At 44.5% G+C, this 15283-nt stretch carries 16 protein-coding genes; 9 read left to right on the top strand and 7 right to left on the bottom strand.

Translation table 11 applies throughout. The annotated features are described in order from the left end of the window. Positions 1 to 25: 25 nt before the first annotated feature. Positions 26 to 1780 carry a GGDEF domain-containing protein gene (locus EYR25_RS09075; RefSeq protein WP_133179515.1) on the top strand — a complete coding sequence of 585 codons (1755 nt, stop codon included), beginning with the start codon at positions 26 to 28 and terminating at the stop codon, positions 1778 to 1780. A 15-nt stretch (positions 1781 to 1795) separates the two neighbouring features. On the opposite strand, the gene EYR25_RS09070 is transcribed toward EYR25_RS09075, so the two are convergent. Further along, the gene (locus EYR25_RS09070; RefSeq protein ID WP_133179513.1) at positions 1796 to 2320 is read right to left on the bottom strand and encodes a DUF3016 domain-containing protein; all 525 of its coding nucleotides are present in this window, start codon (positions 2318 to 2320) and stop codon (positions 1796 to 1798) included. A gap of 270 nt (positions 2321 to 2590) precedes the next feature. Here EYR25_RS09070 and EYR25_RS09065 point away from each other — a divergent pair, with 270 nt between their 5' ends. Then, positions 2591 to 2899, top strand: a complete 309-nt coding sequence (locus EYR25_RS09065) for a hypothetical protein (RefSeq protein WP_133179511.1) — start codon at positions 2591 to 2593, stop codon at positions 2897 to 2899. 151 nt (positions 2900 to 3050) lie between these two features. Further along, positions 3051 to 3365: a hypothetical protein gene (locus EYR25_RS09060; protein WP_133179509.1), complete on the top strand. Its 315-nt coding sequence runs from the start codon at positions 3051 to 3053 to the stop codon at positions 3363 to 3365. Between the two features lie 6 nt (positions 3366 to 3371). On the opposite strand, the gene EYR25_RS09055 is transcribed toward EYR25_RS09060, so the two are convergent. Beyond that, positions 3372 to 3881 carry a DUF4240 domain-containing protein gene (locus tag EYR25_RS09055; RefSeq protein WP_133179507.1) on the bottom strand — a complete coding sequence of 170 codons (510 nt, stop codon included), beginning with the start codon at positions 3879 to 3881 and terminating at the stop codon, positions 3372 to 3374. 124 nt (positions 3882 to 4005) lie between these two features. Between EYR25_RS09055 and EYR25_RS09050 the strand changes: the two genes are divergently transcribed. The 4 genes from EYR25_RS09050 to EYR25_RS09035 all read left to right on the top strand — a co-directional run bounded on the left by EYR25_RS09050 (position 4006) and on the right by EYR25_RS09035 (position 6662). After that, positions 4006 to 4389, top strand: coding sequence for a hypothetical protein (locus tag EYR25_RS09050; protein ID WP_133179505.1), 384 nt, complete (start codon positions 4006 to 4008; stop codon positions 4387 to 4389). A 73-nt stretch (positions 4390 to 4462) separates the two neighbouring features. Next, positions 4463 to 5260: a response regulator gene (locus tag EYR25_RS09045; RefSeq protein WP_133179503.1), complete on the top strand. Its 798-nt coding sequence runs from the start codon at positions 4463 to 4465 to the stop codon at positions 5258 to 5260. A gap of 146 nt (positions 5261 to 5406) precedes the next feature. Continuing rightward, the gene (locus tag EYR25_RS09040) at positions 5407 to 5679 is read left to right on the top strand and encodes an HU family DNA-binding protein (RefSeq protein WP_133179501.1); all 273 of its coding nucleotides are present in this window, start codon (positions 5407 to 5409) and stop codon (positions 5677 to 5679) included. A 290-nt stretch (positions 5680 to 5969) separates the two neighbouring features. Further along, the gene (locus EYR25_RS09035) at positions 5970 to 6662 is read left to right on the top strand and encodes a TorF family putative porin (protein WP_133179499.1); all 693 of its coding nucleotides are present in this window, start codon (positions 5970 to 5972) and stop codon (positions 6660 to 6662) included. Positions 6663 to 6706: 44 nt separating this feature from the next. Here the strand turns inward: EYR25_RS09035 and rimK are convergent, their stop codons facing one another. The 4 genes from rimK to EYR25_RS09015 all read right to left on the bottom strand — a co-directional run bounded on the left by rimK (position 6707) and on the right by EYR25_RS09015 (position 12092). Continuing rightward, on the bottom strand, positions 6707 to 7612 hold the full coding sequence (gene rimK / locus EYR25_RS09030; RefSeq protein WP_133179497.1) for a 30S ribosomal protein S6--L-glutamate ligase: 906 nt from the start codon (positions 7610 to 7612) through the stop codon (positions 6707 to 6709). A gap of 167 nt (positions 7613 to 7779) precedes the next feature. Beyond that, a complete protein-coding gene (locus EYR25_RS09025; protein ID WP_023268833.1) occupies positions 7780 to 9498 on the bottom strand; it encodes a putative bifunctional diguanylate cyclase/phosphodiesterase in 1719 nt (572 codons plus the stop codon). Between the two features lie 9 nt (positions 9499 to 9507). Continuing rightward, a complete protein-coding gene (locus EYR25_RS09020; RefSeq protein ID WP_023268834.1) occupies positions 9508 to 9942 on the bottom strand; it encodes a response regulator in 435 nt (144 codons plus the stop codon). Further along, entirely contained in the window at positions 9939 to 12092 is a 2154-nt protein-coding gene (locus EYR25_RS09015) for a CHASE domain-containing sensor histidine kinase (protein WP_133179495.1), read from the bottom strand. The genes EYR25_RS09020 and EYR25_RS09015 overlap by 4 nt, the downstream gene beginning before the upstream one ends. 311 nt (positions 12093 to 12403) lie before the next feature. Here EYR25_RS09015 and EYR25_RS09010 point away from each other — a divergent pair, with 311 nt between their 5' ends. Further along, positions 12404 to 12580, top strand: coding sequence for a PA3496 family putative envelope integrity protein (locus tag EYR25_RS09010; protein WP_011621344.1), 177 nt, complete (start codon positions 12404 to 12406; stop codon positions 12578 to 12580). 104 nt (positions 12581 to 12684) lie between these two features. Here EYR25_RS09010 and EYR25_RS09005 read toward each other — a convergent pair whose 3' ends face one another. Continuing rightward, a complete protein-coding gene (locus EYR25_RS09005) occupies positions 12685 to 13647 on the bottom strand; it encodes a PDC sensor domain-containing protein (RefSeq protein ID WP_133179493.1) in 963 nt (320 codons plus the stop codon). Between the two features lie 279 nt (positions 13648 to 13926). On the opposite strand from EYR25_RS09005, the gene EYR25_RS09000 reads away from it, so the two are divergent. Then, positions 13927 to 15282: a flavohemoglobin expression-modulating QEGLA motif protein gene (locus EYR25_RS09000; RefSeq protein WP_133179491.1), complete on the top strand. Its 1356-nt coding sequence runs from the start codon at positions 13927 to 13929 to the stop codon at positions 15280 to 15282. The last annotated feature ends 1 nt before the right edge of the window (position 15283 follow it).

Genomic DNA, 15283 nt, shown 5'->3' with positions numbered 1-15283 from the left:
AAACATTGTCGTGGGGGCTGAAGTAATGACGAGTTTAGATCTGGCAAAAGAGCTTGATAAGATTATCGCAAAGGGGGCCATTAGCCCGCTTTTTCAGCCTATTTTCAATATCTTGGAACACAAGATCCACGGATTTGAAGCACTGAGTCGTGGGCCGGAGCATAGCCCGCTCTACTCACCCATTCCGCTGTTTAAAACCGCGGAACATCAGGGCAAATTGAGCGAACTCGAGACACTCTGCCGCCGCATTTCGCTGGAGCAATTCAAACTGCGCCAGTTCCAAGGCCGTTTGTTTATTAATATTTCCCCTAAGGCCCTGCTCGATCCCACCCATCCTAAGGGTATGACGCTGCAACTGTTACAGCAGCTTGGGATCTCACCTTCACAGGTGGTGATTGAGTTATCGGAGCAATATCCCGCCGACGATATCGACTTACTGAAATCTTGCCTGAATCACTATCGCAGCCAAGGCTTTATGACCGCTATCGATGATTTGGGTGCGGGCTATTCGGGTTTACGGCTCTGGTCTGAGTTATCGCCCGACTATGTAAAAATCGATCGCCACTTTATTCACCAAATCGATTCGACTCCAGTTAAGCAAGAATTTGTGCGCTCGATTGTCGAACTGTGTCAAAGCCTCACCTGCAAAGTGATAGCTGAAGGGATTGAAACCCAAGAAGAACTCGCCGTACTCAAACAGCTAGGCATAGTCTATTGTCAGGGTTATTTGCTCGGACGCCCCGAGGCACTGCCGAGCCGCGCGATGAAAGCGACCTTAGTGCCGAATAATACCCAAGTTCAGCCCAGATACAGTGAATCCGCCGAAAGCCTCTGCACTAGCGCCATCACAGTGGTGCCGACACTTAAGCTGAAGCACCTCAGTGATACCTTTATTTCTCAACCCGCATTGCAAGCCGTGGTAGTGGTGCAAGATCAACATCCTCTGGGAATTATTAGCCGAGCCACCTTGCTCGAACTTTTTAGCACGCCCTATGGTCGAGCATTGCATGAAAACCATGCCGTCAGTGAAGTCATGGACCCGCAAGTGTTGCAGATTGAAGCCAACGAGCCCCTGTCGATTGTGAGTCAATTACTGACCTCGGAGAGCGCCAATACCGTCGCCCAGCAATTTATCATTCTGCGTCGGGGCAAATTGCTTGGCATCGGTCACACCAAAGATTTGCTACAGCGGATCACCGAGCACAGGATTAAGATGGCAAGGCATGCCAATCCATTAACGGATTTACCCGGTAATGTGCCTATTCAGGAAGAACTCAAACGCCTCCGAAACCAACAAAAGCCCTTCTACTTGGCCTATTTTGATCTTTGTCAGTTCAAGCCCTATAACGATATTTACGGTTTCTGCCGCGGCGATGAGGTGATTTGCGAGGTCGCCAATCTGTTAGTGAAGTATAAAACTGACAACTGTTTTATCGGCCATGTCGGTGGCGATGACTTTGTGGTGATCAGCACCTGTGAGCAACTCATCGAGCGCTGCCAACGCATATTAACGGAGTTTGAGGCCAACAAGTCGCTCTTTTATAGTGCAGAGCATTGGCAAGCCCAAGAAATGCTCGCCGATGACAGACAAGGACAAGCCTGTTATCACAAGTTAATCAGCCTGTGTGTCGGCGTTCTTACTCCCGCCCATACCTATAACTGCAATGAACACAGCCTTTCGACCTTAAGTGCCAAGGCAAAAAAACAGGCAAAATCAGCAAGTAACGGATTTTGCCTGTTAGAAGAAAGAGATGTGCTCCCTCAAGCATTAAGTGCTTAAGTTGATTTAATCAGCCTAAAGTTTCGGTGCAACGGTCTTTTTTAACCAATCGTTTAGCATTTTGGTTTCATAATTAAATGGCTTGTCATTTAACGGCTGAATGCCCGTCATAAAGCCCATATCAGAGAGCTTTTCATCCCCGGCGATGATCACTTTGTCATTTTCAAGCACTTGATAACTAAAGGTCATGCGTGGTGGATAAAGCTCTTTGATCACCCGTAAATCATCGGCGGTTGCCCCAAAGGTTGGACGCATATCCCCGGCGAGATCGACATCGGTCACCGTCATCTCTAACTTTTGATTCGGCTTTAGGACTTTTGCCGCTTCTTTATTGATATTCGCGGTTAAGGTATCAAATAAACGCTGTTCATAACGGGATTGGATCTCGCCGGACGACTTAATGTCACGGAAATCCTTTGGATTTTGCCAAACAATCTTAACAACCCCATCTTCTGTCACTGGGTCGGTTTTCGCCTCGTCTGCGGCCCATACAGCACTGCAACTCAACACACTGGCGAGTAATAGGAACTGAACTTTCATATTTGCCTCCTAGGCCTCATTGTTTCTGCCATATACCGTACAAAATCTAACCTGAACTTCAGCTTAATGCAAAATGCTATTCATCACAGCCTTGATTGAGTAAGCTTTTGTATAGATTAGTAAATATTTTATATTATGCCGGATAAACTCGTATCTTTTTGTATCCAATACCTAATAAGAGATAAAGTTATTAATTTGTGATTTTTTAACGCGCATATTACGTAAAAAAGTATTATTCTTCGCACACTCGATTATGACCACGAATTAAAAATGAAATTCCCCGTTGTACCAGTGTTTGTATTAATCCTGTTTACTTGTTTTGCCAGCGCGATTTGGTTTATCTCCTCTGGGGAGAAAGACACGCGCCCTGAAAATTGGTCGTCCTTCATCTATACCCATGGTTACGATTCCGGTAAATATAAGAAAACAGATAATTTTGACAGTTATGAAACCTGTCGAGACTTCGCCAAAGAGCAGTCATCTTTTTACGATAATGTGCCTTGGGAGTGCGGTCTAAAGTGTGGATTTGACTACCGTAAACAGGGATTTCAATGCCAAGAGATGCGAAACGAGCAGTAAGATAGCGGTTCAGCCAAGGTTCAAGATCCCTCCAGTATGCTTAATTTCTCAGCAATACCTTTGGTTTTGTTTGTCATGGATGCACTGTATAAAGCCAAACGACGATTTAAAGACTAACCGATTATCGGTAATTTAAATTTGGAGTTTATCTATGAAACTAACAACCACAAATCTGCAGCAACCTATGATGGCAAAGTTTGCCTTACTGACACTGCTCACCCTAGGCACACTCATCAGTTTACCTAGCCATGCCACCACCCTCAGTGCTGCGCAGCAGCAAGTGGTGAAATCGCACTTTGATAAACTGGCTCAGTCACAACAGCAGGCAGAAGAGCGCATGACTGAGCAGCTCGACCAAGAATTTAGCCGTCAATTAGCGGAGCAAGAGCATCAACTGATGCGCGAAACTTGCCCTCGCTACGGAATGACCTTCGATGTAAGTAGCAATGCCTGCTTACGCTCGTAAGCCAAATTAAAACGGAAAACGCGCGCTAAGCTCAGGATATTGCTGCTTTAAATCTTTGGGCTTAGTGCTAAATTTTTTACCTGCTGGCGTCGCCTTACCCGACGGAATAAAAGGCAACTCCTTACCCGTTTTGTCTTCAAATAGTTGACCCGCGATCAAGTCGTAATCTTCGATGAAAGGATAGGCGTAGCCGTCTTTCTCGGGCCATGCTGATAACTGCGCCAAAGTGTCAGGATTGGCAATCACCGCCTCATAACGAGCCTGCCCAAGTGAGATCAGAAACGCGCGAAACTCGGCAAAGGCATAATCGGAATCACAGCCTGTGATGATATAAGCCGCTCCCCACACTGACCATAAATAGCTTCGACGCATCTGCTGGCCAAACAATTTATCGAAGGCTTTTAGCTCATCGTCACTCAGCGCTGCTAACTTTTGCTTTAATGCCTGCACTAAAGATTCCTGGGATTGCGCTGGCTCACTGCGGGTCACTAAGTCCCAAAATTCTATTTCTGTCATCACTTAACCTAATATTGAATGCTCAAGCACAGGCGTATTCTACATGATAATACGGTTATGCTGGACTCAGTTCGGGGCTTTTCCTACACTTGCTCCACTAAAAATAACCCATAAACCCAAGCCAATGCCTAAACGCCTTATTTTATTAATTGCCCTTTATACCCTTTTTGCCATTATCGCCCTGCTACGTGCGGTTGCCACGGGTTCATTCGATCTCTTTAGCTTAGGCGTTTTGCCCGTATTATTTGGCATACTGACGCAAGCACCTTGGTCTAGCTTAGTGCTGAAAATTTATATTGGATTACAAACCTTAGGCCTGTCAGCACTAGGGGTTACTGCCATTATCGCCTATCAAATTACCCCGCAGGACGTCAAAGTGGTGATTGAAGGCCACAATATCCCTATGCTCCCCTTAGTGATAAGCATCATTTCCCTGTTAATGATTCAATATTGGATAGCCTTCTCTCGAATAACGAGAGATTATTTAACTGCAAAAACAAATGGCTAAACGAATATGTTGCGAAGAAGTTATTTCTCACCTAAGTTAACACCTCTCTAAAAAGACCAGATTATTTGTAACTATGACTCATTTATCGCCCAGCGAATTATCGATGCTTATTATGGAGCCATCGGAAACACAGCGCCGAATCATTATCAAGCGCTTACAGCAAGAAGGCATTATTAGCATCGAAAGTGCTGCCAATATCGCAGAAGCCAAGACAGTTATTGCTCGGCATAAGCCGGATCTCATCGCCAGTGCAATGTATTTTGAAGATGGCACCGCAACAGAGTTTTTAAGTTACTTAAGAGCCAATAGTGAATATAAAGACATTCAATTTATGTTGGTTTCGAGCGAGTGCCGTCGTGAGCAGTTAGAGATTTTCCGTCAATCGGGGGTGGTGGCAATCCTTCCCAAGCCTTTTAACGCAGAACACTTAGGCAAGGCACTAAATGCAACTATCGATCTGCTCAGTCACGATGAACTCGATTTAAGCCACTTCGATGTCCACGACGTACGCGTGCTGGTTGTCGATGACAGCCGCATGGCACGTAATGTCATCAAGCGTACTATTGGTAACCTAGGGATTAAGCAGATTACTGAAGCAGAAGATGGCGCCCAAGCCATTGAGTTGATGCGTAACAATATGTTTGATCTGATCATTACCGATTACAATATGCCAAGCGTCGATGGTCTGGCGCTCACTCAGTTTATCCGTAGCGAAAGCCAACAATCCCATGTACCTATCTTAATGGTGTCTTCCGAGGCCAACGATGCTCACTTAAGCAACGTATCTCAGGCAGGTGTGAATGCATTATGCGATAAACCCTTCGAGCCCAAATTAGTCAAACAACTCTTATATCAATTGCTCGAAGAATAAAACCTAAGTCACGAATGGAGAAAATAGCCTCCAATTTTGTTACTTAGATGACACAAGCCCGTAGCAAAAGGCTTTCCAACGACTAAACCTTGTGGCATGTTAGGCACGCTGACTTAATAAATCTACGGAAAGAAGAGACAATAAAAATGAACAAAACAGAACTTATCGCCAAGATTGCAGAAAATGCCGATATCACAAAAGCTGAAGCCACACGTGCATTGAAATCTTTCGAAGCAGCGATTACTGAATCAATGAAAAACGGTGACAAAATTTCTATCGTTGGATTTGGCTCTTTTGAAACCACGACTCGTGCAGCTCGTACAGGACGTAACCCTCAAACGGGTAAAGAAATTCAGATTGCTGAAGCGACTGTACCCAAGTTTAAAGCGGGTAAAACCCTGCGTGATAGCGTGAATTAATTTGCTCGATATTCGTTATATAAAACACCTCCTTCGTGAGGTGTTTTTTTTACCTCATTCAAAACACAAAAGCTGATTTTTTGCACAAACACGGTGCGCACACTGCTCTATATTTGAGCATTTAAAAACATTTTATTAACATATTTTTTTTAATACACTGTTTTTAAAGCATTTAAAATAATGGCATGTGATTAGCAATTCCCTTATCAGAAAAAACCATGATGCACCAATGTCACTCGCTCCTAGGTGGCATGAGTGAATCAATAAATAAGTCAATCGAGGGGATGAGAATGAGAAAATCACTGTGCAGCGTTTTGGCATTATCAACGGGATTATTACTAACCACCAATGTCTTTGCGGCGGTATCAGGCAATATTGGCGGCACCTCTAACTATCTATGGCGCGGAGTGACTCAAACCAAAGATGCGGTCGCCATACAAGGAGGCCTAGATTATAGCCATGATTCCGGATTCTATGCTGGCACTTGGGCATCAAATGTCGACTTTGGGGATGATACCAGTTATGAATTAGACCTCTATGCTGGTTATGGCGGCAATATTACCGAAGATCTCAGCTACGATTTTGGCTACCTTTACTACGCCTACCCCGATGCTGAAGGCAGTATCGATTTTGGTGAACTGCATGGTGCCATCACTTGGAAATGGTTTGAACTCAGCTATTCCCATGTAATCAATGCGGGTGATGATGTAGCTGCTGATCCATTAGATGATAAAGATATGAGTTACCTTGCCGCCACAGCATCCTTCCCATTAACCGACAAACTCAGCCTGTCACTGCACTACGGCTATTCCAGCGGGGATGTGGTTGAGTCCTGGTTTGGTGAAGATAACTACGCAGATTACAACGTTACCTTGAGTGCTGACACCAGTATAGGAACTGTCTCATTTATGGTGTCGGATACGGATCTCAATGGTGAGGATGCCAAAGTCGTCCTTGGCTACTCCTACGGTTTTGATTTATAAAATTTAACACTAAAAAACGCCGCGATAATCGCGGCGTGTTTTTGTTAGGCAATCACGGCACGATTCGATTTACGCGCAGATACCATCTTCTCGATATATTCCACAATTGGTTCGGTGACCGAAATCCCTGTGGTCTGCTCTATCCCTTCAATCCCTGGAGCCGAATTGACTTCAAGGATCAACGGACCACGATTAGAACGTAAAATATCGACGCCTGCGACCACCAATCCCATGGCTTTAACAGCGGCGACCGCCATTTTGCGCTCTGCTGGCGTAATTTTAACTTTTTCCCCAGAGCCACCTAAATGCAAATTGGAACGAAAATCCCCTTCGGGGCCCTGACGCTTCATCGAAGCAACCACTTTGTCACCCACAACAAAACAGCGAATATCGCTGCCGTTGGATTCCTTAATATATTCCTGCACCATGATGTTAGCTTTCAGCCCTAAAAAGGCTTCAATCACACTCTCGGCAGCGGTTTTTGTTTCGGCTAACACCACGCCAATCCCCTGCGTGCCTTCCAGTAACTTAATCACTAAAGGCGCGCCACCCACCATGTTAATCAAATCGGGAATATCATTAGGTTTATTCGCAAACCCTGTGATAGGCATGCCAATACCCTTGCGGGAAAGTAATTGTAGCGCCCGTAACTTATCCCGCGAGCGCGCGATTGAAATCGAATCGTTAGCGGCAAATACCCCCATCATTTCAAATTGGCGCACAACAGCACAACCGTAAAAAGTCACACTTGCGTGAATACGAGGAATAACCGCATCGAAACCAGTCAGCTCTTGACCTTGATAATGAATGCTCGGTTTGATGGAGTTGATATTCATGTAGCAATTCAAGGTATTAATAACCACGGCTTCATGTCCACGACTCTCACAGGCCGCAACTAAACGTCGAGTGGAATACAACTCAGGGAACTGGGATAAAATACCTATTTTCATTGCCAAATGACCAAATTAAACACTGTAGATTGAAGTTCTGAGCGAGTTGCATCAGACAGGGGCGCAGATATTTGTCTATTGCTCAGTGTAAAGCAAGAAAATATTCACCACCAGACGAAAACCTAAGCCTTAACCAAACGTAAGATAATGTTCACAATTTGGCTTCATTATTTAGGCAGCAATGGGGTGATGTACTTTGCCTCAAACTCACTTGCTTCTACAGGACGAGAAAAGAGGTAGCCTTGCAATAAGTTGCAATGCCTCACTGTGCAAAATTCTGCTTGCTCAAGGGTTTCAATTCCTTCGGCAACAGAAGTAACGTTAAAACCATAGGCAAAGTTAAGGAGTGCAGTAAGCAAACGAGTGTCCTTTTCGTCCTTATCGTAGGAAGCAATAAAGCTCTTATCGATTTTTAACACACTGATTGGAAATAGCTTTATATGTTCGAGGGATGAAAAACCCGTGCCAAAGTCATCCAACGCAAATCGCACTCCCAGTTGCGCAATTTTATCAAGGATTTTGGCGTGTTCATGGGGCTCTTCAATCAAACAATTTTCGGTAATTTCTAACTCCAGTGCATTTGGGGCTAAGCCAGTTTGCTCAAGCACATGGGCAATTTTTTCATACAAATCGATATGCCCAATTTGAGAGGCGGATAGATTTACGGCAATAGTAAAACTGTGTCCTAAAGGGGCTAATTGACTGAGCCAGAGCTGCGCCTGCCGACAAGCTTCCAGTAATACCCAATCCCCGATTTCCTCCATCAAACCAATTTCTTCAGCGATGGGCAGAAATTGATCCGGTGAAATCAAACCATCTTGCGGATGCAACCAGCGGATCAACGCCTCCATCCCCACCATTTGATGAGTTTTAGCATCCACTTGTACCTGATAATAAACTTTTAGCTCGTTCTGTCTTAAAGCAATCCGCAGACTGGATTCAATATGATTTCGATAGCGAACTTCTTTATCTAATGCCTCGGAATAAAACTGGATCTGATTACGGCCCATTTTTTTGGCACGGTACATGGCAATATCGGCGCATTTCATCAACTCAGAGCTATCGGATGCGGCCTCGTTGTAAAAGGCCACTCCAATGCTGGCACCAATCATGACATCGTTATCACCAAGGCAAAACACTTCTTCAAATGCTTTAAGTAGCCGATTAGCCACTATCATAGGGAAATATTTATAGTCATTATCTGTCACAAGCACGACAAATTCGTCGCCCCCTAAACGGGCAATAACATCACCATCACGTAAAACGGCACTGAGTCTCGATGCCACCTTCACGAGTAAAATATCTCCAGTCTGATGGCCCAAAGTATCATTAATTGCTTTAAAATCATCTAGATCGAGTAATATCACCGCTAAAAAATCATTGCTACGTTTTGCCCTTGCAATGGCGCGGTTTAAACATAATTCAAAACCATAACGGTTCATTAATTTAGTCAGAGAATCGTGTTCAGCTAACTCTTTGAGTTTTTGATGGCTATTTCTTAAAGCCAATGCCATAGATGCGCGCTGCTTAGCGTAGCGAATTGAACGGCTTAAGATTCTTGAATTGACTTCATCTTTCAGTAAAAAATCCTGCGCGCCTAACTCTATGCAACGTTGAGCCAGCTTTTCATCTTCGTAACGACTCAGCATCACCACAACGGTTTGTTCTTGAGTCATTGAATTGAGTTTGATCAGTACTTCCAATCCATTAGCATCTGGCAATAGATAATCGAGTAATATGCCGTCAAAGTGGCGTTCTAAAGCCAAGTTTAGTCCGTCAAAAGCGCAATTAGCCTCAATGACATTAAATGCTAATTTTGACTGTCTTAATGCGCGAATGATGGCTGTTCTATCGACTTCATCATCATCGATCAGTAGTAAATCCATAAATAGATCCTATACGCTTGGAAGCTCCACGATCCGCCAGTAGCCTTCTAACATATTAAAAATGTTATGGAAGCCATCTTTGATATCGGTTTTCACCATATAACCTGCAACATGGTGGCTATATGCCTTCATCCGATCTTCATCTGTGCTTGAAGTTGTCAGCATAAATACAACCGATGAAGACAAGGTCGGGTCAGAACGAATATGTTCGAGAAACTCAAATCCATTCATTCGGGGCATATTAAGATCGAGTAAGATTAGATAAGAACCTTTTATGGCATCTGAATGAGTTAAAATCGTTAGCGCCTCTAGCCCATCCCTTGCTCGCACTAAAGGATTTAGCAGTCGCAGTTGCTTCATCGCCCTCTGAACGGCCATATAATCCACATCATCATCATCCACTAATAGAATGGTGACCTGTTTATAGTCATGACTATTGCTCATATCCCCTCCTTGTTGACTATGCGCATCGGCCAACTAAACCGGAAACAACATCCTCGCCCTTCTGATTCTAGTCGAATTTTCCCACCAAGGCTTTCTACCGTCTTTTTAACGAGTGATAAGCCTAAACCACTCCCCTCAACCTCATCTCTAGGCCTGAGCGTTTGGAACATTTCAAAAACCTTCCCATGAAAATTGCTTGAAATGCCAGGGCCATCATCAATGACACTAAACAAATACGACGATTTTTGGGCTTCACAGACTATTTTGAGAACTCCACAGCCCCTATCATGGTGCTTAATAGCATTACTCATTAAATTTCTAACTACCAACTCAAGCAACGTTTTAACCGTCGCAAATTGTGGAAAATCTCCTTCAAGCACTAGCTCAAATCCCTGTGGGGGAGCGACTAATGCGAACATATCTTCAATAAGCTGTCGCGAATCGACCTGAACGATTTCAGTATCGACTCTGCCTATCCGAGAAAACATGAGTAAACCGTCCAGTAACAGCACCATTCTTTGGATACGGCTTTGAATTAACCCTAAATATTTCTGGACGTTTTCGTTTGTGTTATCGGCAAGATCTTCATTCAACCAGTTCGTCAATTGTTCAATTCCCCTAAGGGGAGATTTCAAGTCGTGGGAGGCAATATAAGCAAACCTGTCTAGCTCTTGGTTAATCCGTTCTAACTCAGCCGTATGTTCAATTCGCTGCGCTTCAATTCTTTTACGTTCTGAAACATTATTAATTGTCGCTAATATATAAATCCCGTTACTGAAATGAATGGGAGTTAAACCAACTTCAACTGCTAGCAAAGTGCCATCCTTGCAACAACCAAAAAGCTCATCACGCATCGACATATTCTTCGCGATGGGATGAACCATATAGTGGGCTAAATGCTGTTGATGAATCCCTCTGCTGGACTCGGGTAGCAGCATATTAATTGAGCGACCAAGTAGCTCCTCTCGAGCATAGCCAAACAGACTCTCTGCATGGGTATTCACCAATGTAATAGCGCCAGTTCTATCCACCATAACAAGTGCGCTCGGCGAGGCCTCAATCACTAAGCGAAAGCGTTTTTCATTAGCAATTAATTCTGCCGCTAATAACGACTCTTGATAGCGATTACGAGCCATACTGATAACGGCATAAAATAGAGCCAGCACAAATGCGCTACCAATTACCTGCAACCAAATACTCTGTGTTTGCTCAGTGCTTGAAATAAAGCGTGATTCAGAGGAAATATCCAGCCGCCAAGTACGCCCTTCCATGGTTTCTAGTTGGGATTGATAAAAAACGTCCTTCGATGAGGGGAGGTTTTTGTGGGAACTGAACATCAGATTGGCATGACTTGCCTCGGAACTATCATAAATGGCAAGTTTTAGACCGGAAAATCTTTTCCCCATAATCCCTTGCATTAAGTCGTCCATACGAAAAGGAGCATAAACGACCCCTAAGGCCTGCTTCACACGTTCAGCTTCAGTCGTAGGTTGGCCATGATACAAAGGAAGATACATAAGAATGCCAGCTTGGGTATCATCAGGGGTTTCTTGCACTAAGGTGACTTTACCAGAGACTTGAGGTAAACCCGTTGATATAGCATGTAAAATAGCGGTTCGACGAGTTGATTCCGAACACATATCAAAACCAAACGCTCGCTGATTTCGCCAGTCAAAAGGTTCCAAATATTTAATAACACAATAGAGTTCACGATGACCGACAGGAGTTACTTTAAAGTCGCTGAAGCCTTCTTGCTGAACTGCCGAGGTAAAAGCATTTAAGGTGTCTGGCGTTACAAATTGAGCAAAACCTAAACCTTGAATGCCGGGATAGTAGTCAGACAAGCGTGCGTTAGAAACATAGGTTTGCCATTCATGCCGAGTAACACCGTTAGATGCCAAGAACAACCCTGCACCGCCACGCAATACTTGCTCATAGGCAGTCATTCTGCGACTCACTGCCTCGGTTAAATCCTGTACATTATTCTTGAATCGCTCCTCTCCCCTATCCCGTAAATATTCCTCTAGAACATACCAAGAAATACCCATAAAGATGATTGCCGCGACAAACATTAGCCAGCTTGAACGGAGCACACTGATAAAAAAACTTTTTGGAGGGTCGAAAGACGCTAGCGCACGATCCATGTCCATGTTGGCTTCCCTAGCACAGTCACATTTGTGTTATCTCCCCCAAGTGTTGTTCGACTTTTAAGCAAATTCAAGTCTATCCGACTATTTAAGTAGGAATTAACTTAAATACAAAAATAAAGAGTTATAGGTAAAATCACCTAATTCAGTAAAAAATGAAATAACTGAGTTACCCTTCCAAAACCCACAAAACGGAAGGATTTGCCCCTGAGATGACGGGAAGAAAATTTTACTTTTATTGGCAAAATTTTTTGCTTTTCTGCCACACTCTTTTTAGATAGAAAGGCGTTAGGAACAACAATGAGGAATTCGTTATGGCTCATATTACTGAAGTCGTGCCCAACGATACTGAAATTGAGGCAATGACCACCCCTAGAAACAGCAAAGCAGCCGAGGCAATGCAACATAAGCGTGAGATAAAGAAACGCCTAGAAGATTACCTCGAACGCGCCGAGTTAAGACGTGCATTAGGAGATGACGACTTTTTCTAAGCTTCCCGTTCCCTTAAGGCGTTAGGTCTCTCAAACCCGACGTTTTTCTAAAAGCCTCACCCAGCTCCTAGGGGCTGGGTGTACAATTTACTATTATTTTGATATTACTTTTTGCCACTCTTATAGGCCTGAGTTTTGATCAGTAGCCATTCCGCTTTTGCCCCAAGATACACATAAGCCCCTAATCCGACTAATAAACCCACTACAGCAAGCATCATCCAAATCGCCGGCTCGATATATTGTTTCTCCCCAAGTGACGCCTTAAACATGGTCAATAAGGCCTCAATTGAAATGGCGATCAAAATCGTTGAAACAAACCGAGTGATGGTTCTGCGAGTCGAGCTGTGGCGAAAAATATCCTTATGCATTAATACTTCTTCCTCCAGAATTGTTTTCCCGAGGTCGAAAATTGCTAACGCCAGAGTCATAAAGATAATAATCCCAAAGGGTTGCAATGGATCTTGCCCGACATGCTCCACCACAAATAAGCCATAGATATCCCTGAGCGCCGTCCAAAGCAGCACCATCACCAACACAAAAAGTCCCGCAACTATCACGCCATACACGGCTTTAAACGCTGGCGTTACTCGGCGTCTAGCACTGTCGCCCATCATAAATTCAATCATTCTCGTCAGATCCACATCGACGACCAGATAGCCCAGCTTTTGCTCCTGCTGCACAATGGCTAAGGAGGCCGATAAACATAAGCTCCCGCTGGCATTGGATAAATAAGGTCGAGTGATATTGACCCCGTCGGACTCATCTCGATTGATAAAATAGGGCCGCTGGCTGCGGTCGCAATTACCGCCAAGGGGCACGAGCTTGATTTGCTGATCGACCACTGCGATATTTTGACTAATTTGCACTCCTTCGGTATCGAGCAAGTACATCAGCTCGACAAAGGGATAACCGCCCGCAATGCCTTTCATGGCCTTGATATCGACTTTAGGCTGGTGAAATAAGTCCGCATCGGCAATGCCCGTTAAAATAGACTCCATCAGCTCATGCACTGTGGCCTCGTACTCGTGATAACGCTCAATCACACTCAAATAGCTCATTGCAGCCATAACTCTCTCCCATCAACGTTATCCGATTGCTCAAACACACAAAGCAGCTTTGATGCCAGCAAAATAAGTTAATGTTTAACAGTGAGTTATGAGACTAAACCAACGCTGTCTCGCGCCAAAATAAGCCGTATTGCACCAAAATGATTCATTAAACCGATAACTTATCAGCAATTTAATCGACAATATTCAAGTGCTTGAGGGTAGAAACCTATAAATACAGCGGCTTTACCGCTATGATTAAGCTAATTTTTATCGTCCAAGTCGCACAGGATTACGGGAATGTCAGAGTCGTTAGCCCAGTATCAAGAAGATTTACATCGCCTTTCCGATGAGCTTATCCGCATCCAAACGCCGATTAAAATTTTAGATGCCATCAAATGGCCACGGGAAATGGAAGAGCGTTTTCTCTCCAGTAAAGGCACGGTTCTGCCAGCAATTAGTCAAGATTTTTATCAAAAAATTGCCTTGCCCTTCGATCCCATTAAAACTCAAACCGAGCTGCTTGACCTAAAACAAGAAATCCACCGCCGTTTGGGTAAAAAAGACAAGCTGGGTAAGATCTTAGTTGCTAACGTCGATCAATATCGCTTGGTTGTCGATATGCTGGGTCATCGAGGAACACCCGTCTTTGGTCAGCTGAGTCAAGAACTCTACGGCAGCGCCAGCCACAGACTACATGGCGATCGCCACACCCTGCGCCAATTGGGCGATAAGCTCAGTTATATTTTCTCCCTGCCCGCCGCAAGGCATATGAATAAGCATCATCCTAAAATCATTAGCGCCCCCGAAGCCGTGAATGTGCTGAGCCAGCGATTGGAAAAATACTTCCACAGTGATGATATGCGGGTGCGCTTGAGTGACGGGATTGTGTCCGATGCCGCAGTGGGTGGCGATACGGTCAAACTCAACAGCAAGGCCATGTTCAGCGAGTCAGATCTCAATGTGTACGAAGTCCATGAAGGTTGGGTGCATGTGGGTACCACCCTCAATGGCCGGGCTCAGCCCCATGCTACTTGGCTTAGCGTCGGGTCTCCCCGCGTAGCTGCCACCCAAGAAGGGCTCGCCGTCTTACTCGAAATGCTCACCCTGAGTTCAAACCCTGGCCGTGCCCGCCGTATTAGCGACCGTGTCGCTGCGGTAGATATGGCAGAAAAGGGGGCGAACTTTATTGAAGTGTTTAACTATTTTAGGGAGTTAAATCTTAGCGCTAAGGACAGTTATCGGGTCACGCAAAGGGTGTTTCGTGGCGGCATGGTCGAAGGTGGCAGCTTTTTTACCAAAGATATTTCCTATGTGCGTGGCTATGTTGAAAACATCAACTTTATCCGCAGCGCCATCACATCGGGTTTACCCGAACTGATCCCTATGCTGTTTTTAGGCAAACTCGCCATCGAAGATATCCCTGTACTCTATCAAGCTTGCCAAGAAGGGATTTTGACGCCACCTAAGTATCTGCCGCCGATGTTCGACAACTTCAGCGGCTTGTATGCTTGGTTTGGTTTCGCCTCAGGATTAGCCGGAATCGATCTGAAAGGGGTGCAACGTCACTTCACCCGCTTATTTAAAGATGTGCCCAGTATCGACCCAAGCCTCGAGTTACTCGACGACACTGAATTTGATAATAACTCGGACTAAA

The organism is Shewanella decolorationis, from assembly GCF_004354305.1.
Lineage (GTDB): Bacteria > Pseudomonadota > Gammaproteobacteria > Enterobacterales > Shewanellaceae > Shewanella > Shewanella decolorationis.
Note: the sequence above shows the minus strand (reverse complement) of the source record. Positions and strands in the feature narration are given on the sequence as shown.

Bases quoted from the DNA above. Each gene is read 5' to 3' on its own strand.
- EYR25_RS09075 (WP_133179515.1), top strand. From the start codon at position 26: ATGACGAGTTTAGATCTGGCAAAAGAGCTTGATAAGATTATCGCAAAG.
- EYR25_RS09070 (WP_133179513.1), bottom strand. From the start codon at position 2,320: ATGAAAGTTCAGTTCCTATTACTCGCCAGTGTGTTGAGTTGCAGTGCT.
- EYR25_RS09065 (WP_133179511.1), top strand. From the start codon at position 2,591: ATGAAATTCCCCGTTGTACCAGTGTTTGTATTAATCCTGTTTACTTGT.
- EYR25_RS09060 (WP_133179509.1), top strand. From the start codon at position 3,051: ATGAAACTAACAACCACAAATCTGCAGCAACCTATGATGGCAAAGTTT.
- EYR25_RS09055 (WP_133179507.1), bottom strand. From the start codon at position 3,881: ATGACAGAAATAGAATTTTGGGACTTAGTGACCCGCAGTGAGCCAGCG.
- EYR25_RS09050 (WP_133179505.1), top strand. From the start codon at position 4,006: ATGCCTAAACGCCTTATTTTATTAATTGCCCTTTATACCCTTTTTGCC.
- EYR25_RS09045 (WP_133179503.1), top strand. From the start codon at position 4,463: ATGACTCATTTATCGCCCAGCGAATTATCGATGCTTATTATGGAGCCA.
- EYR25_RS09040 (WP_133179501.1), top strand. From the start codon at position 5,407: ATGAACAAAACAGAACTTATCGCCAAGATTGCAGAAAATGCCGATATC.
- EYR25_RS09035 (WP_133179499.1), top strand. From the start codon at position 5,970: ATGAGAAAATCACTGTGCAGCGTTTTGGCATTATCAACGGGATTATTA.
- rimK (WP_133179497.1), bottom strand. From the start codon at position 7,612: ATGAAAATAGGTATTTTATCCCAGTTCCCTGAGTTGTATTCCACTCGA.
- EYR25_RS09025 (WP_023268833.1), bottom strand. From the start codon at position 9,498: ATGGATTTACTACTGATCGATGATGATGAAGTCGATAGAACAGCCATC.
- EYR25_RS09020 (WP_023268834.1), bottom strand. From the start codon at position 9,942: ATGAGCAATAGTCATGACTATAAACAGGTCACCATTCTATTAGTGGAT.
- EYR25_RS09015 (WP_133179495.1), bottom strand. From the start codon at position 12,092: ATGGACATGGATCGTGCGCTAGCGTCTTTCGACCCTCCAAAAAGTTTT.
- EYR25_RS09010 (WP_011621344.1), top strand. From the start codon at position 12,404: ATGGCTCATATTACTGAAGTCGTGCCCAACGATACTGAAATTGAGGCA.
- EYR25_RS09005 (WP_133179493.1), bottom strand. From the start codon at position 13,647: ATGGCTGCAATGAGCTATTTGAGTGTGATTGAGCGTTATCACGAGTAC.
- EYR25_RS09000 (WP_133179491.1), top strand. From the start codon at position 13,927: ATGTCAGAGTCGTTAGCCCAGTATCAAGAAGATTTACATCGCCTTTCC.